17 protein-coding genes are annotated in these 21,263 nt (G+C 62.3%); 8 read left to right on the top strand and 9 right to left on the bottom strand.

Features of this window, described 5'->3' with window-relative positions; genetic code table 11:
* Positions 1-25: 25 nt before the first annotated feature.
* The gene (locus A6U98_RS21365) at positions 26-1,435 is read right to left on the bottom strand and encodes an XRE family transcriptional regulator (RefSeq protein ID WP_064652536.1); all 1,410 of its coding nucleotides are present in this window, start codon (positions 1,433-1,435) and stop codon (positions 26-28) included.
* A gap of 188 nt (positions 1,436-1,623) precedes the next feature.
* Here A6U98_RS21365 and aceA point away from each other — a divergent pair, with 188 nt between their 5' ends.
* Together aceA and A6U98_RS21375 are read left to right on the top strand one after the other, a co-directional pair.
* Positions 1,624-2,913, top strand: a complete 1,290-nt coding sequence (gene aceA, locus A6U98_RS21370; RefSeq protein WP_064652538.1) for an isocitrate lyase — start codon at positions 1,624-1,626, stop codon at positions 2,911-2,913.
* A gap of 21 nt (positions 2,914-2,934) precedes the next feature.
* The gene (locus A6U98_RS21375; protein ID WP_003545603.1) at positions 2,935-3,171 is read left to right on the top strand and encodes a hypothetical protein; all 237 of its coding nucleotides are present in this window, start codon (positions 2,935-2,937) and stop codon (positions 3,169-3,171) included.
* Positions 3,172-3,191: 20 nt separating this feature from the next.
* On the opposite strand, the gene A6U98_RS21380 is transcribed toward A6U98_RS21375, so the two are convergent.
* Entirely contained in the window at positions 3,192-4,061 is an 870-nt protein-coding gene (locus tag A6U98_RS21380; protein WP_064652539.1) for a LysR family transcriptional regulator, read from the bottom strand.
* Positions 4,062-4,151: 90 nt separating this feature from the next.
* Between A6U98_RS21380 and A6U98_RS21385 the strand changes: the two genes are divergently transcribed.
* The gene (locus tag A6U98_RS21385; RefSeq protein ID WP_064652541.1) at positions 4,152-4,388 is read left to right on the top strand and encodes a hypothetical protein; all 237 of its coding nucleotides are present in this window, start codon (positions 4,152-4,154) and stop codon (positions 4,386-4,388) included.
* On the opposite strand, the gene A6U98_RS21390 is transcribed toward A6U98_RS21385, so the two are convergent.
* The 4 genes from A6U98_RS21390 to A6U98_RS21400 all read right to left on the bottom strand — a co-directional run bounded on the left by A6U98_RS21390 (position 4,361) and on the right by A6U98_RS21400 (position 10,829).
* Positions 4,361-6,208 carry a methyl-accepting chemotaxis protein gene (locus A6U98_RS21390; protein WP_064652620.1) on the bottom strand — a complete coding sequence of 616 codons (1,848 nt, stop codon included), beginning with the start codon at positions 6,206-6,208 and terminating at the stop codon, positions 4,361-4,363. The two genes, A6U98_RS21385 and A6U98_RS21390, sit on opposite strands and share 28 nt — an antisense overlap.
* Positions 6,209-6,407: 199 nt before the next feature.
* A complete protein-coding gene (locus A6U98_RS21395; protein ID WP_064652543.1) occupies positions 6,408-8,939 on the bottom strand; it encodes a HAMP domain-containing methyl-accepting chemotaxis protein in 2,532 nt (843 codons plus the stop codon).
* Between the two features lie 311 nt (positions 8,940-9,250).
* Positions 9,251-9,394 carry a hypothetical protein gene (locus A6U98_RS37235; protein ID WP_165422406.1) on the bottom strand — a complete coding sequence of 48 codons (144 nt, stop codon included), beginning with the start codon at positions 9,392-9,394 and terminating at the stop codon, positions 9,251-9,253.
* A 214-nt stretch (positions 9,395-9,608) separates the two neighbouring features.
* The gene (locus tag A6U98_RS21400) at positions 9,609-10,829 is read right to left on the bottom strand and encodes an NAD(P)/FAD-dependent oxidoreductase (protein ID WP_064652545.1); all 1,221 of its coding nucleotides are present in this window, start codon (positions 10,827-10,829) and stop codon (positions 9,609-9,611) included.
* Between the two features lie 88 nt (positions 10,830-10,917).
* On the opposite strand from A6U98_RS21400, the gene A6U98_RS21405 reads away from it, so the two are divergent.
* The 5 genes from A6U98_RS21405 to edd all read left to right on the top strand — a co-directional run bounded on the left by A6U98_RS21405 (position 10,918) and on the right by edd (position 17,885).
* Positions 10,918-12,354, top strand: a complete 1,437-nt coding sequence (locus A6U98_RS21405; RefSeq protein WP_003545596.1) for a glutamine synthetase family protein — start codon at positions 10,918-10,920, stop codon at positions 12,352-12,354.
* A gap of 10 nt (positions 12,355-12,364) precedes the next feature.
* Positions 12,365-13,663 (top strand): FAD-binding oxidoreductase, encoded by a 1,299-nt coding sequence (locus tag A6U98_RS21410; RefSeq protein WP_064652547.1) that lies wholly within the window; start codon positions 12,365-12,367, stop codon positions 13,661-13,663.
* 136 nt (positions 13,664-13,799) lie between these two features.
* Positions 13,800-15,275: a glucose-6-phosphate dehydrogenase gene (zwf, locus tag A6U98_RS21415; protein WP_003556617.1), complete on the top strand. Its 1,476-nt coding sequence runs from the start codon at positions 13,800-13,802 to the stop codon at positions 15,273-15,275.
* Between the two features lie 10 nt (positions 15,276-15,285).
* A complete protein-coding gene (gene pgl, locus A6U98_RS21420) occupies positions 15,286-15,984 on the top strand; it encodes a 6-phosphogluconolactonase (RefSeq protein ID WP_064652549.1) in 699 nt (232 codons plus the stop codon).
* Between the two features lie 77 nt (positions 15,985-16,061).
* Positions 16,062-17,885, top strand: a complete 1,824-nt coding sequence (gene edd, locus A6U98_RS21425) for a phosphogluconate dehydratase (RefSeq protein WP_064652550.1) — start codon at positions 16,062-16,064, stop codon at positions 17,883-17,885.
* Between the two features lie 80 nt (positions 17,886-17,965).
* Here the strand turns inward: edd and A6U98_RS21430 are convergent, their stop codons facing one another.
* From A6U98_RS21430 to A6U98_RS21440, 3 genes are all read right to left on the bottom strand, one after another.
* A complete protein-coding gene (locus A6U98_RS21430) occupies positions 17,966-18,319 on the bottom strand; it encodes a hypothetical protein (protein ID WP_003545591.1) in 354 nt (117 codons plus the stop codon).
* A 176-nt stretch (positions 18,320-18,495) separates the two neighbouring features.
* Positions 18,496-19,584, bottom strand: coding sequence for a sn-glycerol-3-phosphate ABC transporter ATP-binding protein UgpC (ugpC, locus tag A6U98_RS21435; protein WP_064652552.1), 1,089 nt, complete (start codon positions 19,582-19,584; stop codon positions 18,496-18,498).
* An 18-nt stretch (positions 19,585-19,602) separates the two neighbouring features.
* Complete coding sequence (locus A6U98_RS21440; RefSeq protein ID WP_064652553.1) at positions 19,603-21,255, bottom strand: alpha-glucosidase; 1,653 nt, start codon at positions 21,253-21,255, stop codon at positions 19,603-19,605.
* Positions 21,256-21,263: the final 8 nt, after the last annotated feature.

The following is a 21,263-nucleotide window of genomic DNA, read 5'->3' on the forward strand; positions in this document are numbered from 1 at the left end:
TCCTGCGCGCTCAATGATTTCACAATCACTGGAAGTCGAAGGCGCTGAGGCCTGCCACCATCTCGTCGAGCCCGAGCGGTCTCGTCACCGGCGGCTCGGCCCGGGAAAGGCATCCACGCCGCTCGCAAAGGCGACAGGCCGGACCGACTGCGACCGGCTCGAGCGCCATCGCCTGCCCATAGACCACGCCCTCGCCAAGGGCGGCATCGCAGCCGATCAGGATCGCGGTGCGTCTGACCCTTTCGCCGAATTCGACGCTCGGTCCCTCCAGGGTGCGGGCGACCGTCAGGAAGGATGCGCCGTCAGGCATGACGACCGTTTCGGCGAGGATCTGGCCCGGCTGCAGGAAGGCGGCATGGATATTGAGCTTCGGACAGCCGCCGCCGAAACGGGCCTGCGGAAAGCCCTGCGCGCCTGCCCTGCGCAGCCGGTGGCCGGCGGCATCGATCTCGATTAGGAAGAAGGGAATGGCGGCCGCCCCAGGGCGCTGCAGCATGGCAAGGCGCGCAGCCGCCTGGCCGAAAGAGACGCCGAAGCGCGCGCGCAGAATATCGATATCGTAGCGCGTCGCTTTCGCCGCCGAAAGAAAGGCCTCGTAGGGCATTGCAAGCGCTAAGGCCGCGATGCGGGCAAGCTCGAAGCGAGCGATGCGGCGCGCCTCGGCGGAGGAGAGCGAGAGATCGGCGAGTTCGGCATCGATTGCCGGCAGCAAAGCGAGAGTCGCGGCCTCGATTGATATCTCATGCGCACGGTCGGCCTGTGACAGGCGCTCCGAGATGAAAAGCCGCATCGAATGGCGATCGAAACGGCGGCGCAGATCCGGCATGACGTGGACGGGCAGGACACGTACCGCGATGCCGCGCTCGGAACGCAACCAGTCCTTCAGCCCGGCGGCAAGATCGAGGCCGCCGGGGAGCGTTGCAGCAAAGGCTTCCGCCGCCGTCTCGATCTGTCCGAAATAGCCGGACCTACGCTCCAGCGTCTCGCGCACCTCGTCCAGCGGCAAGCGGCCGGCGGCGACCGGCGCATGCCCTTCGGCGGCCATCAGCGCCGTCAGATCGGACAGCCTTGCCGCCTGCTCGCGATAGGCGCGGTAGAGCTTGATCATGCCGCTCGCGGCGTTGGGTGCGGCCTCGGCCACCTCCACCAACTCCTGATCACCCGGCAGCTCGCCCAAAAGCAGTGGATCGGCAAAGACCTCCTTGAGCTGGCCGAGACTGCCGCCGGTCTGCCCCCGCAACTCTTCCAGATCGACCCTGTAGACGCTTGCAAGCTTGAGAAGGAGCTGCACCGTCAACGGCCGCTGGTTGCGCTCGATCAGGTTCAGATAGGACGGCGATATTTCAAGCGCCTCGGCCATGGCGGTCTGCGTCAGCGCCAGCGCATTGCGGATGCGCCTGACTTTCGGGCCTGCGAATATCTTCCGTTCCGCCATGTCACACCCTTTGACAGGAAGCAGCGCTCATGTTTACAAAATTTTACAAATTCACAGCGCCACTCTGTCAATCCTCCTCATCTTAACCTCTTTCCGCCCCGGAAATCAAAGGTTTTTCTGGTCATAGCGCGTCATATTGTCAATCTTGTCACGCAGCACCTTTGTCGGGCTTCTAGTGAGGAGAGCACATGACTGATTTTTACAAGCTTGTTCCAAATGCATCAGCCAGCCGCTTCGACGGCATCGAGAGACCGTACTCGGCCGAAGACGTGCAGCGGCTCAGAGGCTCGGTGGCGCTCAGTCATACGCTGGCCGAAATGGGGGCGGACCGGTTGTGGCGGCTTCTGCATCAGGAGGATTTCGTCAATGCGCTCGGCGCACTTTCCGGCAACCAGGCCATGCAGATGGTGCGCGCCGGGCTGAAGGCGATCTATCTCTCCGGCTGGCAGGTGGCGGCCGATGCCAATACCGCATCGGCGATGTATCCCGACCAGTCCCTTTATCCGGCCAATGCCGGTCCGGAACTGGCCAAACGCATCAATCGCACGCTGCAGCGCGCCGATCAGATCGAGACCGCGGAAGCCCAGGGGCTTTCCGTCGAGACCTGGTTCGCACCGATCGTAGCCGATGCCGAAGCAGGCTTCGGCGGGCCGCTCAACGCCTTCGAAATCATGAAGGCCTATATCGAGGCGGGTGCCGCGGGCGTTCACTTCGAGGACCAGCTCGCCTCGGAGAAGAAATGCGGCCATCTCGGCGGCAAAGTGCTGATCCCGACGGCCGCCCATATCCGCAATCTCGACGCCGCGCGGCTTGCCGCCGACGTCATGGGCGTTGCGACGCTGGTGATCGCCCGCACCGACGCGGAAGCGGCAAAGCTCTTGACGTCAGACATCGACGAGCGCGACCAGCCCTTCGTCGACTATGATGCCGGCCGCACGGTCGAAGGTTTCTATCAGGTGCGAAACGGCATCGAGCCCTGCATCGCACGCGCCGTCGCCTATGCGCCGCACTGCGATCTCATCTGGTGCGAGACCTCGAAGCCGGACCTCGAGCAGGCGCGGCGTTTTGCCGAAGGCGTGCACAAGGTCCATCCCGGCAAGCTGCTCGCCTATAATTGCTCGCCTTCGTTCAACTGGAAGAAGAACCTCGACGAAGCGACGATCGCAAGGTTCCAGCGCGAACTCGGAGCGATGGGCTACAAGTTCCAGTTCATCACGCTCGCCGGCTTCCACCAGCTGAACTACGGCATGTACGAACTGGCGCGCGGCTATCGGCAGCGGCAGATGTCGGCCTATTCCGAGCTGCAGCAGGCGGAATTCGCCGCTGAGGTCAATGGCTATACCGCCACAAAACATCAACGCGAGGTCGGCACCGGCTATTTCGACGCCGTGTCGCTCGCCATCACCGGCGGCCGGTCTTCGACCACGGCGATGCACGGCTCGACCGAACATGCGCAGTTCAAGCCGGCTGCGGAATAAATCGAAGAGGAGGAGAAGATCATGGCATCCATTACACGCGTCAGAGAACGGGCCGAAGAGCAGGCAAGCAGCATGAGCGAGGATCAGCAGACGACGATCCGCATGCTCGCCAACGACCTGCATCGGCTGAACCAATCGGTCATGAAGGCCGTCGAGGCCGGCGTCTCGGTCGAACTGGTGCGCTCGGCCCGTCATCACGGCGGCGACGGCCACTGGGGGGACCTGCTGATCCCGGTCGTCGTCACCAACCGGCATTGACGAAGTCCGGCCGCGGCGCTCTAGCCGCGGCTCGGTCGTTTTCCGGCGAAGAGATCGGCATAACTTTTAATGAGCTTGGTCATGCGGTCGGCGACCGTCCGGATCTCCGGGCGGTGGCGGTCCTCGGCATTCATGACGATCCATTGCCGGTGGCGCAATTCCGGCAACTCGCTGCCTTGCCGCTGCAATTCGGGATGGAGATCGCCGACGAAACAGGGAAGCACCGTCTTGCCGGCGCCAGCGCGCACCAGATCCGGCAGCGAACGCGGCCGATTGACCGTGGCGACGATTCCCGTCCCGGCATGGGCGTGCGGCCAGCGCAGATAGGCCGATATCGCCTCTTCCTCGGCGACGGCAATCCAGCGCTCGTCGGTCTCGGCGGCATTGCGCCTGACATAGACGGCATAGGCCACCTCGCCGAGCAGACGTGCGGCAAGATTGGCTTCTTCAGGCTCGAAGGCGCGAATACCGATATCGCTTTCACGATAGGCAAGGCTCGCCCGCGCCTCGCCGATAGTGAGCGAAATGGCGAAGGCATCGCCCGGCATGCGGATTGCGGCGAAATTCTCGGTCAGCAGCCAGGCGAGCCAGGTGCCGGCGGCGACCCTGACGGTGGTGGCGCCCTCGCCGGATTGCCGCCACGCCGCCACCTTGCGGGCAGCGGCCTCCATTTCCTGCAAGTGATCGAGCAGCGCCTGGCCATCCTGGGTCAGACGGTATCCGGTCTGGCTGCGCGAAAACAATGCGCGGCCAATCTCTTGCTCGAGATCGAGCATGCGCCGGCCGACGGTCGCAGGACTGAGCCCGCTTACGCTGCTTGCCCCCGTCAGCCCGCCGAGCCGGGCCACCTGCAGGAAAAGCTGATAGGAATCCCAACTCGCGTTTTTCATTGATGAAAAACATAGCGGGATTTTTCCCGTTTATAAAGAGAAATTCGACGCCTAGATCAGGTGATGTCTTACACAGGAAAGGACATTGTCATGATCGACATGATCACCATCGCAGGCACCATCGGCTATCGACACTATCCCCAGCGAAGCGGTGGCAAGGCGGACGAGGACAGATTCTATGCCGAGTTCGGAAACAATAGCCTCATTGGCTTTATCGCCTGGCTGACGTCGCTCGACCTCAATCTAGGAAGGCGCCGCAAGGGCGCGGCGCAATCCCGTAGCGGCTGCGGCTGCGCGGTTCAGGCGACTCTTCTTGCTCCGAGATGAGCCGGTGCCGATTCTGCGACGATGCGGAACCGCTCGATCAGCGCCATCAGCGTATCGGCCTCGCCGGCAAGCAGGCGGCTTGCCTGCGTCGTCTCGGCAACCATCGCCGCGTTCTTCTGGGTCATCTGGTCCATGGCGTTGACCGAACCGTTGACCTCCTGCAGCGCGGCCGACTGATCGCGGCTGGCGGTGGCGATGGTTTCGACATGGCCGCTGATCGCGATGATCTCCTGGCTGATCGAGGCAAGGACGCTGCCGGTCTTCTGGACCAGTTCGGACCCTGCCGTCACTTCGCGGCTCGATGTCTCGATGAGCGACTTGATCTCGCGCGCCGCATCGGCCGAGCGCTGGGCGAGTTCGCGGACTTCCTGGGCGACGACGGCAAAACCCTTGCCCGCCTCGCCGGCCCGCGCCGCCTCGATGCCGGCATTCAGCGCCAGAAGATTGGTCTGGAAGGCGATGTCGTCGATCACCTCGATGATCTGCTCGATGCGCTGCGAAGCCTGCTCGATGCGATCCATGGCAGCAACGGCATCGCCGACGACGGCGCCCGAATTGTCGGCCGTCTTCTTGGTCGCAGCCACGACATTGTTGGCTTCACGGGCACGCTCGGCGGACGAACGAACCGTCACGGTAATCTCTTCCACCGCGGCCGCAGTCTCCTCGAGGTTGGCCGCCTGCGCCTCGGTGCGTTTGGAAAGCTCGCCGGCAGAGGCAGAGACGGCGCCGCTATTGCGCTGGATCGTCGCGGCGCTGTCACGGATACCGGACAGCGTATCCTGGAGCCGCAAGAGGGAAGCGTTGAAATCGACGCGCAGCTGCTCCAGCCGGCCGACAAAGGGCGTGCCGATCGTCTGCGAGACATCGCCCTGCGACAGGCGCCCGAGGCCGGCGGCAAGCTGGTTGACGGCAAAGTCGATCTGGCCGTCGAGCGAGCGCTTGTCGGCATCGTTTCTGGCGCGTTCGGCATCGCTCAATTCGCGCTGTTCGGCAGCCTGGGTTTCCAGGTCGCGCCTTGCGCGAGCACTGTCGCGGAAAAGCGCCAAGGCCCGGCCGATGTCGCCGAACTCGTTCCTCTTTTCGACACAAGGGATCGCCCCTTCGAGATCGCCCGCGGAAATCGAGTGAACGCTCGCGGTCAGCGCCTGCAAAGGCTTCACCGACAGGCGGATCGCATAGAAGGCAAGAACACCGACGAGCAGCATGACGATGCCGCCGACGCCGAGAACCAGCATCTGCAGCTCATACATGCGCTGGTAATAGAGCTCCATCGGAATGCCGATGAAGAGAATGCCGACATTGGCGTTCGAGGCATTCTTGATGGGGAAATAGCCGGTCATGAACTTGCGGCCGAAAAGCTCCGCCGGTCCATAATAGGCTTCACCCCTGGCGAGAACCGGCTGGGCGGGGTGCTCGGCGACCAGCTTGGTGCCGACGGCCCGGTCGCCGTTTTCCTTCTTGACGTTGGTGGAGATGCGGACGTAGTCGCTGCCCTGCTTTTGAAAGATGGTCGCAACGCCGGCGATCGATTGCGCCGTGCGGTCGACCAGCGAATGGTCGGCAAGGGCGGGAATGGCGTCTTCCGTGACAGTGGAGAGCTGATTGTCCTTCAGCTCGATCTTTGCAGCCTGATCGGCCGCGCCGTAGAGAACGGCCATCGCGCGGGTGGCATCCCTGGCGTCGGAGACAGCCCCGTCCATGACATGATGGCTCAGATTGTAATAGGTCACGCCGACGATGGCGGCCGTGCTGATGGCCAGCAGAAACAGCGTGATCGCAACGATCTGGCGTACGATCGACGTAGAGAAAAGGCGCAGCATCGAGACCCCCGGGAGATAGACCAAGGTTAAATTAGACTAAAAGCGTTAAGGAAGATTCTCCGTAAATCAGGGTTGTCGGAGGTATTCATCGGGTAGCGCGGCCGCTCGCAATCCGACCGGATCGCGATTTCTGCGGAATAAATAGAAGCGGCCCCGGAAAGTCCCGGGGCCGTTCGAATAGAGACAGGTCGGTCGATGATCAGGCGGCGCGGTAGACCGGAGCAACGGTGGCTTCGCCGTCGATCTTGAACTGCTGGATGAGCCTGCGCAGCGAATCGGCCTCGTCGGCCAGTTCGCGGCTGGCGGCAGTCGTCTCCTCCACCATGGCGGCGTTCTGCTGCGTCATCTGGTCCATCTGGTTGACTGTCGCGTTGACGCTCTGCAGCGCGTTGGACTGGTCGTGGCTGGCGCGGGCGATCATCTCGACATGCTGGCTGATCGTGACGATCTGGGCGCTGATCTTGGCGAGCACCGTGCCGGTCTCCTGCACGAATTGCGAGCCTGAATTGACCTCATTGGTCGACTTGTTGATCAGCCCCTTGATCTCCTGCGCCGCGGCTGCGGAGCGCTGAGCCAGTTCGCGGACTTCCATCGCGACCACCGCGAAGCCCTTGCCGGCTTCACCGGCGCGCGCTGCCTCGATGCCGGCGTTGAGCGCCAGGAGGTTGGTCTGGAAGGCGATCTCGTCGATGACGCCGATAATCTGCTCGATCTGGCGCGAGGCACCTTCGATGCGGCTCATCGCGTCGATCGCATTGCTGACGACGACGGCGGAATCGTCGGCGCTGCGCTTGGCCTGACGGACGATCTGGTCGGCATCCTTGGCGCGTTCGGCCGACGAGCGGACCGTGACGGTGATCTGGTCGACGGCAGCCGCGGTCTCTTCGAGCGAGGCAGCCTGCTGTTCGGTGCGCTTGGAGAGGTCCTCGGCCGACTGGGCCATCTGGTTGCCGTTGCCCTGGATCAGTTCGACATTGTCGCGGATCTGGCTCATCGTCGCCTGCAGGCGCATCATCGAACCGTTGAAATCCTGGCGCAGCTGTTCGAGACGGCCGATGAAGGGCGTTTCGATCGTCGTCGAGATATCGCCCTGCGACATGCGTTCGAGGCCGGCGGCAAGCGCGTTGACCGCGAATTCGATCTGACGATCCATCTCGCGCTTTTCGGCGTCGTTGCGCTGGCGCTCGTGTTCGGCGGCGGCGCGTTCCTCGTCGCTCTGCTCCTCGATGCGGATCTTCGAGATGGCGTTTTCCTTGAAGATGCCGAGCGCGCGGGCCATGTCGCCGATTTCATCGTGGCGCTGCTCGCCGGAGATGCTGGTATCCAGCGCGCCTTCGGCAATGCGGCGCATGGCGCCGGTGATATGGCTGATCGGCCGCTGCAGCGTCAGCACCAGGGCAATGCCGCCGAGGATCGACAGCAGGATGCCGAGACCGGTGGTCATGACGGAGATGCTGTTTGCCTGGGTGCGCTCGGTACCGGCCGTCTGCTTCTGCAGTTCGGCGAAATCGGTCAGCTTTTTCCAGATCTGGTCAAGCTCTTGGCGGGCCGCGGCATAGGCGGTGACGCGCTCGCCGATCGTGTCGACGATCTTCGAGCCGCCGCCGGAGATGACGTCCAGCGCCGGCTGGATCGCGCCGGAGATGCCTTCGGCAAAGCCCATGCCCTTGGCGCTGGTGACCAGCACCTGCATGTCCTTGCCGAGCGTGCCGGCCTGCTGCTGCAGGCGCACGAGATTTTCCTTGCTGGAATCGGCGAGGAAATCGGAAAGAACGATCTGCAGCGAATAGACGGAATTTTCGAGACGTCTGGTATCCTGCAGGACCGAATTGGCCTGGGCGATCCGGCCGTCGAGCGCGGCGAATTCCTGGGTCGCGTCACGCATCTTCTGCGTTGCGGTCAGTTGCGTATAGGTCGCGGTCTGGCGGAAGCGCGAAACGAGACGGCCGAGTTCGGTGGCGGTCTCGTCGGTCGGATTGGGCGTCTGGGCGATCGTCTTGATGCCGTCGATGGTCGCAGCCAGCGCGTCGACGACATTCTTCTGGTTGCTCGGAACCGAGATGGCGATCAGACGCTGGGATTTGACGATCTCCGGCATCTGTTCGTTGATGAAGGCGATCTTGTCCTGCGGTGTCTGCGGCTTGCTGAAGCCGCTGGCGACGGTGCCGAGAAAATCGCCGCCCTTCAGCAGGCGATCAGCGGTGCGAAGGGTAGCGGTGGCGGCACTCTCATCGCTTTGGACAGTGTTCTGCAATTCCTCGGCCTGGTAGGACACGGTGAAGCGGGTGCTGATCACGCTCTTCTGCGCTGCGTCGATCTGCTCATGCAATGCCTTCTCCTGCTCGTGCAGCGCCCAGAGCTTGTCGACGACGCCCGAAATTTCCTTGGTGCGGCGCGATGCCTCCGCAAGACTGTCACGGCCGGCGGCCTCGTCACCGACCTGGCTCAGCGTCTGGTCGAGCACGCCTTGCTGGGTCTTCAGATCCGCGATCAGCTTGTCGCGCGCCTCAGGGCTGGTGACGCGCAGGAAATCGTCCATCGAGCCATAGAGATCCTTGAAGCCGCTCAGCGACTGCAGCACGCTGTTGGATATTTCCATGCGGCCCTGCAGAAGGCCCGAAGCGTAGAGGCCGGTCAGGCCCACCGCCGAAATGGTGACGACGAAAGGCAGAACGAAGATCAGAACCTTGGTCTTGATCCTGAAGCGGGAAAGAATCTTGTCAATCAACATGGCGTTCCGGGCCTTTCATACACCACTCCTCCCGCAGGCAGCCACATGGCGCCAGCCGGGTGCACATCGAGCTATTCTTAATTACATTGGGGAACCCGGAGGCCAGGCGGCAGTCATTGCCAGTTCATGTCCAAGCAACTTGGAGATGCCCAAATATTCGCGAGCAATTGTGTCAGATTAGATCTTAATTTTCGGATAAGCGGTCGTGGCGGGTTAAGCCAAGGCAGTGAAATAGTTGCAAATAATGGGCCGCGACGCCGCGGTGCGACAATGAGCATGTCGCAACGCTCGTTCCAGGTCTGCCGACAGGATCAGATGACGTGCGAGAGCAGCAGCGCAAGGCTGGCGGCGGTGGCGCCGGCTGCAAGCATCAGATAGCGCAGGGCGACCATTCGAGCGTTCGGCTTTGCCTCGGCAATTGCGATGGCGCGGGCGCGTCGTGCGTTTCTGTTCATGGTCGAAACCTCACTTCTCTCTGACACAACAACAATCCAACAAATCGGCTTGCCGGTAAAGCTTAATTTAGGGACGACCTTACAAACCGCCAATTGAGACAGGATGGCGCAGCTCTATTAAGAAGTCTTGAATCGGTATCTCCGGATATTTCCAAGGCATGTCAAAAAATGTGCAGCGGTTTTAGGCCCATGACATGCATCAGAACAAAGAGCTTTAGACGCATTCGCCCGCGGCAAATCCGGAAGCCCAGGCCCACTGGAAATTATAGCCGCCAAGCCAGCCGGTGACGTCGACGCATTCGCCGATGAAATAAAGGCCGGGCACGGCTTTTGTTTCCATGCTGCGGGAATCAAGCCCTGCCGTGTCGATGCCGCCGAGCGTCACTTCGGCGGTGCGGTAGCCTTCCGAGCCGGACGGTTTGACCGCCCAGTTCTGGACGCCGGCGGCAAGACGCAGCAGCGCATTGTCCGGCAGGTCGGCCATGTTGCCGGAGATCTTTTCGCGCTCGACGAGAAACTGTGCCAGCCGCTTCGGCAGGATGTCGCCGAGTGCGGTCTGCGGCGACTGACGGCCATTGAGCTGTTTTGCCGTCTTCAGATGGGCGGCAACGTCGATATCCGGTTCGATCGAGACCACGACCTCGTCGCCCTCGCGCCAATAGGAAGAGATCTGCAGGATGGCGGGGCCACTCAGGCCGCGATGGGTGAAGAGCAGCGCTTCGCGGAAGGCGGTCCTGCCGTGGCGGATTTCGGCCGGGGCGGCAATGCCGGCGAGCGGTGCGATGCTTTCCAGCAGGCCGGGATCGAGCGTCAGCGGCACGAGGCCGGGTCGGGTTTCGAGCACGGCCAAGCCGAATTGTTCGGCGAGGCGATAGGCAAAGCCGGTGGCGCCCATCTTCGGGATCGACTTGCCGCCGGTGGCGACGATCAGCGACGATGCTTCACGGTGACCTTCGCTCGTCGATACCCGGAAGCCGGATTCGGTCTTTTCGACGCCTGATATTTCGGTGCCGAGATGCAGCACTGCACCGGCCATCCGCATCTCCGCCAGCAGCATGCGGATGATGTCTTTGGCGCTATCGTCGCAGAAAAGCTGGCCGAGCGTCTTTTCGTGCCAGGCGATGCCGTGACCGTCGACCATGGCGATGAAATCGGCGGGCGTGAAACGTGCAAGCGCCGACTTGCAGAAATGCGGGTTGGCGGAGAGGAAATTCTTCGGGCCGGAATGGATATTGGTGAAATTGCAACGGCCGCCGCCTGATATGCGGATCTTCTCGCCAGGCGCCCTGGCATGGTCGAGGATGACGACCGAGCGGCCGCGTTTTCCGGCACGGATGGCCGCCATCATGCCCGCCGCTCCGGCGCCGATGACGATAACGTCGCTTTTGCGCTGCAAACCCGTTTCCCCGATCAAACCCGCGTCTTCTTTTTCCATCAAAGGGCGAAAGTCAACGTTTGCCACCCCTCGCCAATTGACAAAGTCTGGTTATGATGGCGCCACGATCAACGCAAACCGGTGTGTCATGTCCCCAAAAAAGACGACGCTGAAGCCTGCCAGAAACGTACCCGCCTCGAAAAAAACTCCCCCGGAGCCCGGATCCCTGCGCGGTGTTGCGAACTGGAAGGAAGCAGCGCGGTGGCTGCGGGACAGGGGCATCGAAGACATCGAATGCATCACACCGGACCTTGCGGGCGTTGCGCGCGGCAAGATGATGCCGAGCTCGAAGTTCACCTCGAACACTTCGCTGGCGCTGCCGTCGGCAATCTACCGGCATACGATTTCGGGCGAATATCCCGACGAGACGGAGAGCTTCCGCTACGAACCCCGCGACAGCGACCTGAAGCTGATGCCCGACCTTTCGACGCTTTCCGTCGTGCCCTGGGAGACCGACCCGACGGCGCAGGTGATCTGCGACATCGTCGATTCGGACGGCGGAGAAGTGCCCTATACGCCGCGCAACGTGCTGAAGCGGATCATGAGCCTCTATCACGAGCGCGGCTGGAAACCGATCGTGGCGCCGGAGATCGAATTCTACCTGGTCGCCAAGAACGACGATCCCGACTATCCGCTGCACCCGCCGAAGGGCCGGTCCGGCCGCTCGATCCTCGGCGGCCAGGGTTATTCGATCGCCGGCATCAACGAGTTCGACGAGCTGATCGACGACGTCTATCATTTCTCGGAGAAGCAGGGGCTGGAGATCGATACGCTGATCCATGAAGAGGGACCGGCGCAGCTCGAAATCAACCTGCGCCATGGCAATCCGATCGAGCTTGCCGACCAGGTGTTCCTGTTCAAGCGCACGATCCGCGAGGCGGCGCTGAAACACGACATCTATGCGACCTTCATGGCCAAGCCGATGCAGGGCCAGCCGGGCTCGGCGATGCATATCCACCAATCCGTGGTCGATATCGAGACCGGCAAGAACATCTTCTCCAATCCCGATGGCTCGGCTTCGAAGGAATTCTTCCATTTCATCGGCGGCATGCAGAAATTCGTGCCCAGCGCGATGGCGATGCTGGCGCCCTATGTGAATTCCTACCGGCGCCTGCAGCCTGATATGTCCTGCCCGGTCAACAATGCCTGGGGTTACGACAACCGGACGACGGCCTTCCGTGTCCCGGTCTCCGATCCGCAGGCGCGGCGCGTGGAAAACCGGCTGCCGAGCTCAGACGCCAATCCCTATCTCGCGCTCGCCGCTTCGCTCGCCTCCGGCCTGCTCGGCATCATGAAGCAGATCGAGCCGACGGCGCCGACCGAGGATTCGGCCAATGAGGGTTCGATCGACCTGCCGCGTGGCCTGCTGGAAGCCGTGGCGCTGCTCGAGGACGAACCCGCCTTCGAGGAGATATTCGGCAAGCAGTTCATCGGCCTTTATGCCGGCGTCAAACGCGGCGAGTTCGAGACCTTCATGCAGGTGATCAGCCCCTGGGAGCGGGAATTCCTTCTGCTCAACGTGTGAGGCAACCATCATGGCATTGCAGGAGACGTGGCAAAGCCCGATCGCGCCCGGGCTGTCCTGGTATCAGGCAACCGTCGGGGAGCGGCCCACCTACCCCGCTCTCGACGGATCGAGAACATCAGACGTCGCGATTGTCGGCGGCGGTTATACCGGCCTGCAGGCCGCCTATAACCTTGCCAAGTCAGGCGTTTCGGTAGTCCTGATCGAGGCCTGCCGCTTCGGCGACGGGGCATCCGGGCGCAATGGCGGGCAACTGGGCACCGGTCAGCGATGGTGGCCGGAAGAACTCGAGGAGAAGATCGGCTACGAACGCTCGAAGGCGCTGTTCGATCTTGCCGAAGCGGCCAAGCGCCATCTCATCGATTTCGCCCGCGAGCATCAGATCGAGATCGACTATGCGCCAGGCCAGCTCAACGTCGCACACAAGGCGAGCTACAAACGCGACTATTACGAAAATGCCGAAATCGCCGCCTTGCGCTACGGCTATCCGCATCTCAGCTTCATGGACGAGGAGGAAACGCAGGAGAGGCTCGGTTCGAAGCGTTTCCATTGCGGCGTGCGCGATGTCGGCACCGGCCACATCCATCCGCTGAAGCTGCTCGTAGGGCTGGCGCGGGTCGCCGCCAATGCCGGTGCTGAAATCTTCGAGATGACCAAGGCGACGGCAATCCGCCAAGGCGGCGGCAAAGTGACGATCGAGACCGAAAAGGGGACGATCACCGCCAACCGCGCGTTGATCGCCTGCGACGGCCATATCGACGGCCTCGAGCCGGTGACGGCAAGCCATGTCATGCCGATCCGCTCCTTCATCGGCGCCACGGCCCCGCTCGACGGGCATCCCGATGTGCTGCCCGGGGGCGAGGCCGTGGCCGATTCGCGCTTCGTCGTGCGCTACTTCCGCAAATTCGGCGACGGCCGCCTGCTGTTCGGTGGACGCGAGGCCTACACGTCGGACAATCCGCGGGACATTTCAGAGCACATCCGCCGGCAGATCGCCGAGATCTATCCTGGCCTGAAGGACGTCGAGATCACCCATGCCTGGGGCGGCAGCGTCGGCATCACCATGCCGCGCCAGCCCTTCGTGCGCGAGGTCATGCCCGGCGTCATCTCGATTGGCGGTTATTCCGGCCATGGCGTCATGCTGTCAAACTACTGTGGCAAGCTCTACGCGGAAACGGTGCTTGGAAAATCCAGTGATCTCGATCTCTTCACATCGCTTGATATTCCCGCCTTTCCCGGTGGTGCCCGCATGCGGGCGCCGTTGCTTTTCCTCGCCTTGTCGTGGTTTGCGCTTCGCGACAAGTTTTAGTCCGATTGCGGATTTCCTCTTCCGGAAATTCGCTCTAAAACCGGTGCCTGACAGATTCATTGCACTGCACACTGGCTTTTTTAAATCGATTAGATTAAAAGGGCCGCCAACCAAAGCCTGATTGAGAGACAAGCTCATGAGCAGCCAGATCATTCCCGTTGAGCCTTTTGATTACGTCGTCTTCGGCGGCAGCGGCGACCTTGCCGAGCGCAAGTTGCTGCCCGCCCTCTATCATCGCCAGATCGAAGGCCAGTTCAGCGAACCGACCCGCGTGATCGGCGCCTCGCGCAGCCCGTTGACCCATGAGGAATACCGCAAATTCGCCAAGGACGCGCTGAACGAGCACCTGAAGAAGGGCGAATATGACGAGGCTGAGGTGGAGAAATTCTGCGCCCGCCTCTACTACGTCTCGGTCGACGCCCGCACGGATGCCGGCTGGGATCAGCTGAAAAAGCTGCTCGATGAAGGCAAGGAACGCGTTCGCGCCTTCTATCTGGCGGTCGCTCCCGGCATCTTCGGCGATATCTCGCAGAAGATCCACGACCACAAGCTGATCACCAAATCGACCCGCATCGTCGTCGAGAAGCCGATCGGCCGCGACCTCGCCTCGGCGCTGCAGCTCAACGACACGATCGGCCGCGCCTTCAAGGAAGAACAGATCTTCCGCATCGACCATTATCTCGGCAAGGAGACGGTGCAGAACCTGATGGCGCTGCGTTTTGCCAATGCGCTCTACGAGCCGCTGTGGAACGCCAACTACATCGATCACGTGCAGATCACGGTGGCTGAATCGGTCGGCCTCGAAGGCCGCGCCGGCTATTACGATACGGCTGGCGCGCTGCGCGACATGGTGCAGAACCACATCCTGCAGCTCCTCTGCCTGACGGCGATGGAAGTACCCTCGTCGATGGATTCGGAAGCCGTTCGCGACGAGAAGCTGAAGGTGCTGCGCGCGCTGAAGCCGCTCAATGCCTCAAACGTCGAGCAGGCGACGGTGCGCGGCCAGTATCGCGCTGGCGCATCGGGCACCGGCCCGGTCAAGGGCTACCTCGAAGAGCTCGAAGGCGGCGTCTCGAACACCGAGACCTTCGTCGCCATCAAGGCCGAGATCAACAACTGGCGCTGGGCCGGCGTTCCCTTCTATATAAGAACCGGCAAGCGCCTGACCGGGCGCATGTCCGAAATCGTCATCACCTTCAAGCCGATCCCGCACGCGATCTTCGACCAGGCGGCCGGGCGCATCAACGCCAACCAGCTGATCATCCGCCTGCAGCCGGATGAGGGCGTCAAGCAGTCGCTGATGATCAAGGATCCGGGTCCAGGCGGCATGCGCCTGCGCAACGTCTCGCTCGACATGAGCTTCGCCCAGGCCTTCAACGTCCGCAATCCCGACGCCTACGAGCGTCTGCTGATGGACGTGATCCGTTCCAACCAGACATTGTTCATGCGCCGCGACGAAGTGGAAGCCGCATGGAAATGGGTGGATCCGATCCTCAAGGGTTGGGAAACGACCGGCCAGCAGGTGCAGGGCTATACGGCCGGCACCTGGGGGCCGAGCCAGGCCATCGCGCTGATCGAGCGTGACGGCCGCACCTGGCATGACGAAATCTAGGACGACATCGATGGCATCGACCCTGCATTCCTTCGCCAGCGCCGCAGACCTCGCCGGCAGTCTCGCCGACAAGGTCGCGGATACGCTTTCGGCGGCGATTGCCGCCCGCGGAACGGCGTCCATCGCCGTTTCCGGCGGCTCCACGCCGAAGGTCTTCTTCCAGGCGCTTTCGACGCGCGACATCGCCTGGGACAAGGTGACGATCACGCTTGTCGACGAACGCTTCGTGCCGGCCGACAATCCGCGCTCGAACCATCTGCTGGTCGATGCCAATCTGCTGCAGAACAAGGCAAAGGCGGCACACTTCCTGCCGCTCTATCAGGACGCGGCCTCCGCGGAGGAGGCGGCAAGGCTCGCAACCGAGAAGACCAGGGCGATCAGTTCACCCTTCGACATCGTCATCCTCGGCATGGGTGGCGACGGACACACCGCCTCGTTCTTTCCCGGCGGCAGCAATCTTGCCAAGGCGATCGATGCGTCGACGCCGCGCGGCATCATCACCATGGAAGCGGAAGGAGCCGGCGAGCCGCGCCTGACCTTCACCTTCTCCAGTCTTCAGGATGCCGCACTCCTGGTTCTCCATATTGAGGGCGAAGGCAAAAAAGACGTTCTCGCCAAGGCGGAAGGCAGCGGTGACGAGGCAGAAATGCCGATCCGCGCCGTTCTGCGCCGGGCCACTTCCCCGGTCGAGATCTACTGGGCTCCCTGATCCGCCGTCATCCGGATTGAGATTCAGGCCAGAGCCGCCGAAACAGATAGAGACAACGAACAAGGCAGGGATTTTCCATGTCCGCTCACGCACGCATTTCTGCGATCACCGATCGCATCGTCGAACGCTCGAAGCCATCTCGCGAGCGCTACCTGGAACGCCTGCGCGCCACCGCTTCCAAGGGTGTCGCGCGCTCGGTGCTTGGCTGCGCCAACCTTGCCCATGGCTTCGCGGTCTGTTCCCCCGCCGACAAGGATGCGCTCGCCGGCGACCGCATCCCCAATCTCGGCATCATCACCGCCTATAACGACATGCTCTCGGCCCACCAGCCGTTCGAGACCTATCCGGCGATCATCCGTGAGGCGGCGGCCGAAGCAGGCGGCGTGGCGCAGGTGGCCGGCGGCGTGCCGGCGATGTGCGACGGCGTCACCCAGGGACAGCCGGGCATGGAGCTCTCGCTCTTCTCGCGCGACCTGATTGCCATGTCGGCGGGCGTCGGCCTGTCGCACAACATGTTCGACGCCGCCCTCTTCCTCGGCGTCTGCGACAAGATCGTGCCGGGCCTGGTGATCGCGGCGCTCTCCTTCGGGCACCTGCCGTCGATCTTCGTTCCGGCCGGTCCGATGACCACAGGCCTGCCGAACGACGAGAAGTCGCGCGTGCGCCAGCTTTTCGCCGAGGGCAAGGTCGGACGCGCTGAACTGCTGGAAGCGGAATCGAAATCCTATCACGGCCCCGGCACCTGCACCTTCTACGGCACCGCCAATTCCAACCAGATGCTGATGGAGATCATGGGCTTCCACATGCCCGGCTCGTCCTTCATCAATCCCGGCACGCCGCTGCGCGAAGCGCTGACGCGCGAAGCCGCCAAGCGGGCGCTGGCGATCACCGCACTCGGCAACGAATTCACGCCGGCGGGCGAGATGATCGACGAGCGCTCGGTCGTCAACGGCGTCGTCGGCCTGCATGCGACCGGCGGCTCGACCAACCATACGCTGCACCTCGTCGCCATGGCGCGGGCAGCCGGCATCCACCTGACCTGGCAGGACATTGCCGAGCTTTCGGAAGTGGTCCCGCTGCTTGCCCGCGTCTATCCGAACGGACTTGCCGACGTGAACCATTTCCAGGCGGCCGGCGGCATGGGTTTCCTCATCAAGGAGCTCTTGAAACACGGCCTGGTGCATGACGACGTGCGCACCGTCTTCGGCCAGGGTCTCCAAGCCTATACGGTCGATGCCCGTCTCGGTGAAAACGGCGCCGTCCTGCGCGAGCCGTCGCCGGAAAAGAGCGTCGACCCCAAAGTGCTTTCCAGCATCGAAACGCCGTTCCAGGCGAATGGCGGGCTGAAGATGCTGCGCGGCAATCTCGGCAAGGCGGTCATCAAAATATCCGCCGTCAAGCCGGAGCGCCACATCATCGAGGCGCCGGCAATCATCTTCCACAGCCAGCAAGAGCTGCAGGACGCTTTCAAGGAAGGCAAGCTCAACCGCGATTTCATCGCCGTCGTGCGCTTCCAGGGCCCGAAGGCGAACGGCATGCCGGAATTGCACAAGCTGACGCCGCCGCTCGGCGTGCTGCAGGACCGCGGCTTCCGCGTGGCGCTGCTCACCGACGGGCGCATGTCCGGCGCATCCGGCAAGGTGCCGGCCGCGATCCACGTCACGCCGGAAGCGGTCGATGGCGGTCCGATCGCCCGCATCCGCGAGGGCGACATCATTCGCCTCGACGCGATCAAGGGCACGCTCGAGCTGCTCGTCGATGCGGCTGATTTGGCCGAGCGCGAGCCGGTGACCGTCGATCTCTCCGACAATGAATTCGGCATGGGCCGCGAACTCTTCGCGCCGTTCCGCCGCGCCGTCGGACCTTCGGACCAGGGCGCGAGCGTGCTCTTCCACCACTGAGCGTGGTCACTGGAGATAGACAAAAACCCACGGGGCGCGCAGCACCCCGTGGGTTTTTAATATCGGTGCAGTGATACCCGTCAGGCGCGGATATCGAGAACGTAGTCGCGGTGCGCCGGATGGGTGCTGTAGACGAAGATCTTGTTCAGCTCCTTCTGCGTCAGCAGGCGCAGGAAGCGAACTTCCACTGTGTTGTTGGCGTTGACCTTCATCAGCAGGCATCCGACCTTGGTGATGCGGGCATCCGGAATATCCAGATAGAACTGCTTCGGCAGGCTGAACTGGGTCAGGATCGCGAGCGTCGCGCTGCTCATCGAGATCCGGACAATGTCGCAGCGGCGCGAAGCCGCGTGCATGACGCCCTTTTCCGTATATTCGATGCGCGCGGCGTTCATGGTGTCCTCCATTTTGAACCGCGCCTCGCGGTCATACATGAAGGATTCTTCCTTGCTCAGGAAATGAGATTTTGGCTGTGACGGATTGGAAGCGGCCACCTGCTTATCCCCCTCATAAATTGACAGGGAAAAGGTAGCAGCCGATCTTTAACAGAAAGTGAGAATTCGGCCCGCCCCGCACAATTCTTAGGACCATCACCCCAAAAATGGCCGCCTCATTTCCGGTAGGTATGGCCGGTTGCGTCAAACAGATGCAACTTCTGCCTGTCGGCGGCAAACCGCATCCTCTGGCCCTTCTTCACATCATAGATGCCGGGCAGCTTGACGACGATCGGCTCGCCCGGAACCAGACCCTCGATATAAAGCAGCGTCACTTCGCCGAGCGCTTCGACGATCGACACTTCCCCTTCGAAAAGGTAGTCGGCGCCATCGGCAACCCGGAGATCCTCCGGACGAACGCCGAAGCTTGCCTGCTTGCCCATTTCCGACGCGTCGGTCGCCACATCGAGGGTCACCGACATGCCGCCGGTCAGCGTCACCGTCGTCTGGGCTCCGGTTCCGGCGACCGTTGCCGGAATGATGTTCATCGCCGGCGAGCCGATGAATTTCGCGACGAAGAGATTTGCCGGGCGCTCGTAGAGGTCCAGCGGCGCGCCGACCTGCTCGATATTGCCGGCTGAGAGAACGACGATGCGATCGGCAAGCGTCATCGCCTCGACCTGGTCGTGGGTCACGTAGATCATCGTCGTATCGGCCATCTGTTCGTTGAGGCGGGCGATCTCGATGCGGGTCGCGACGCGCAGCGCGGCATCGAGGTTGGACAGCGGCTCGTCGAACAGGAAGACCTTCGGATCGCGGCAGATGGCGCGGCCGATCGCCACGCGCTGGCGCTGGCCGCCGGAAAGCGCCTTCGGCAGGCGACCGAGATATTGGGTCAGCTGCAGGCTCTCGGCCGCCGCTTTGACGCGGCGATCGATTTCCTGCTTGCTTTCGCCGGCGATCTTCATGCCGAAAGCCATGTTATCGAACACGGTCATATGCGGGTAGAGTGCATAGGACTGGAAGACCATGGCGATGCCGCGCTTGGAGGGCGGCACGTCATTGACGAGATGGCCGTCGATATACATCTCACCGCCGGTGATCGCCTCAAGACCGGCGATCATGCGCAGAAGCGTGGACTTGCCACAGCCGGACGGACCGACGAAGACGATGAATTCGCCCTGCTTGATATCGAGGTCGATACCGTGGAGAACGTCCACGGAACCGTAGGATTTGCGGATATCCTTCAGCGTCAGTCCAGTCATTTCTCTCTCCCCTGTTCCTTAGGCAAGACGGGCGAAATACGCCCCCCAGGCCGGAATATCGATCTTGTCGCCATAGTTGTTGCTGGTAAAGCCATGGCCCGTCAATGCCTGCCATTCTCCCGCAGGCAGAATGACGGCGACCTCGGCCGGGCTCATGTTGAAGATGCAGAGCAGTTTCTCGTTGCCGTATTCACGGGTGAAGACCAGGCTATCGCCCTGTTGTTCCTCGAATTCGATCTCGCCCTTGGCAAAAGCCGGGTGCAGCTTGCGAAAGGCGATGAACCGCCGGTAGTGCTCCAGCACGGAAGCCTCGTCACCCAGCTGGACGCTGACGGCACGCAGGATATGCTCGACCGGCACCGGCAACCAGGGCTTGACCGTCGAGAAGCCGCCCTGGGCGACCTGGCTGTCCCAGACCATCGGCGTGCGGCAGCCGTCGCGGCCCTTGAATTCCGGCCAGAACTGGATGCCATAGGGGTCCTGCAGATCCTGATAGGCGAGATCGGCCTCGGTCAGCGCCAGCTCCTCGCCCTGATAAAGGCAGACGGAGCCGCGCATGGTCATCAGCAATGAGGCATAAAGCTTGGCAAAGGCGTCGTGATCGGCGACCAGCCCGCCCCAGCGGCTGACATGGCGCATGACGTCGTGATTGGAGAAGGCCCAGCAGGCCCAGCCATCGGGTGCGGCAGCTTCGAAATCCTGCATCACCTCCTCGACGCGCTCCGGTGTCAGCGGATCGGGCGCCAGGAATTCGAAGGCGTAGCACATATGCATCTTGTCATTGCCGGAGGTGTATTCGCCGACAATTTCAAGGCCGCGCTGGCTGTCGCCGACTTCGCCGACGGCGGCGATCGCCGGGAATTCCTCGAGAACGGCGCGGAAGCGCTTCAGGAACGCAAGGTTCTCCGGGCGGTTCTTGTCGTAAAGATGCTCCTGAAAATTATAGGGATTGACCGCCGGCGCCGTCGAGGCGTTGCGGCGCTCGGGCGCAAGCGCCGGATTGTCGCGCAGCTGCGTGTCGTGGAAATAGAAGTTGATGGTGTCGAGGCGGAAGCCGTCGACGCCGCGATTGAGCCAGAAGCGCACCACGTCGAGCAGACGGTCCTGCACCTCAGGATTATGCAGGTTCATGTCCGGCTGCGAGGTCAGGAAATTGTGCAGGTAATATTGCATGCGCGTCGGATCCCACGCCCATGCCGAGCCGCCGAAGATCGACAGCCAGTTGTTCGGCGGCGTACCGTCCGGCTTGGCGTCGGCCCAGACATACCAGTCGGCCTTGGCGTTGGTCTTGCTGGAGCGGCTTTGCACGAACCAGGGATGCTGATCCGAGCTGTGCGAGATGACGAGGTCGATCATCACGCGGATGCCGAGGCGATGGGCCTCGGCGATCATCGTGTCGAAATCCACCAGCGTGCCGAAGATCGAATCTACATTCTCGTAGTCGGAAACGTCATAACCGAAATCGCGCATCGGCGAGGTGAAGAAGGGCGAGATCCAGATCGCGTCGACGCCAAGGTTTGCCACATGCGGCAGGCGAGCGGTGATGCCCTTCAGGTCGCCGATGCCGTCACCGTTCGAATCCTGGTAGGAGCGCGGGTAGATCTGATAGATCACCGCGCCGCGCCACCAGTCCTTGTCGGGGGTTGAGATCGATTGGGAAGCCACGTTCATAGAATATC

Source organism: Rhizobium sp. WYCCWR10014 (genome assembly GCF_001657485.1).
Lineage (GTDB): Bacteria > Pseudomonadota > Alphaproteobacteria > Rhizobiales > Rhizobiaceae > Rhizobium.

Bases quoted from the DNA above. Each gene is read 5' to 3' on its own strand.
- A6U98_RS21410 (WP_064652547.1), top strand. From the start codon at position 12,365: ATGGCATTGCAGGAGACGTGGCAAAGCCCGATCGCGCCCGGGCTGTCC.
- A6U98_RS21390 (WP_064652620.1), bottom strand. From the start codon at position 6,208: ATGCTGCGCCTTTTCTCTACGTCGATCGTACGCCAGATCGTTGCGATC.
- A6U98_RS21375 (WP_003545603.1), top strand. From the start codon at position 2,935: ATGGCATCCATTACACGCGTCAGAGAACGGGCCGAAGAGCAGGCAAGC.
- A6U98_RS21385 (WP_064652541.1), top strand. From the start codon at position 4,152: ATGATCGACATGATCACCATCGCAGGCACCATCGGCTATCGACACTAT.
- A6U98_RS21400 (WP_064652545.1), bottom strand. From the start codon at position 10,829: ATGGAAAAAGAAGACGCGGGTTTGATCGGGGAAACGGGTTTGCAGCGC.
- aceA (WP_064652538.1), top strand. From the start codon at position 1,624: ATGACTGATTTTTACAAGCTTGTTCCAAATGCATCAGCCAGCCGCTTC.
- A6U98_RS21380 (WP_064652539.1), bottom strand. From the start codon at position 4,061: ATGAAAAACGCGAGTTGGGATTCCTATCAGCTTTTCCTGCAGGTGGCC.
- A6U98_RS21430 (WP_003545591.1), bottom strand. From the start codon at position 18,319: ATGTATGACCGCGAGGCGCGGTTCAAAATGGAGGACACCATGAACGCC.
- pgl (WP_064652549.1), top strand. From the start codon at position 15,286: ATGGCATCGACCCTGCATTCCTTCGCCAGCGCCGCAGACCTCGCCGGC.
- A6U98_RS21395 (WP_064652543.1), bottom strand. From the start codon at position 8,939: ATGTTGATTGACAAGATTCTTTCCCGCTTCAGGATCAAGACCAAGGTT.
- A6U98_RS21365 (WP_064652536.1), bottom strand. From the start codon at position 1,435: ATGGCGGAACGGAAGATATTCGCAGGCCCGAAAGTCAGGCGCATCCGC.
- zwf (WP_003556617.1), top strand. From the start codon at position 13,800: ATGAGCAGCCAGATCATTCCCGTTGAGCCTTTTGATTACGTCGTCTTC.
- A6U98_RS21405 (WP_003545596.1), top strand. From the start codon at position 10,918: ATGTCCCCAAAAAAGACGACGCTGAAGCCTGCCAGAAACGTACCCGCC.
- A6U98_RS37235 (WP_165422406.1), bottom strand. From the start codon at position 9,394: ATGAACAGAAACGCACGACGCGCCCGCGCCATCGCAATTGCCGAGGCA.
- ugpC (WP_064652552.1), bottom strand. From the start codon at position 19,584: ATGACTGGACTGACGCTGAAGGATATCCGCAAATCCTACGGTTCCGTG.
- A6U98_RS21440 (WP_064652553.1), bottom strand. From the start codon at position 21,255: ATGAACGTGGCTTCCCAATCGATCTCAACCCCCGACAAGGACTGGTGG.
- edd (WP_064652550.1), top strand. From the start codon at position 16,062: ATGTCCGCTCACGCACGCATTTCTGCGATCACCGATCGCATCGTCGAA.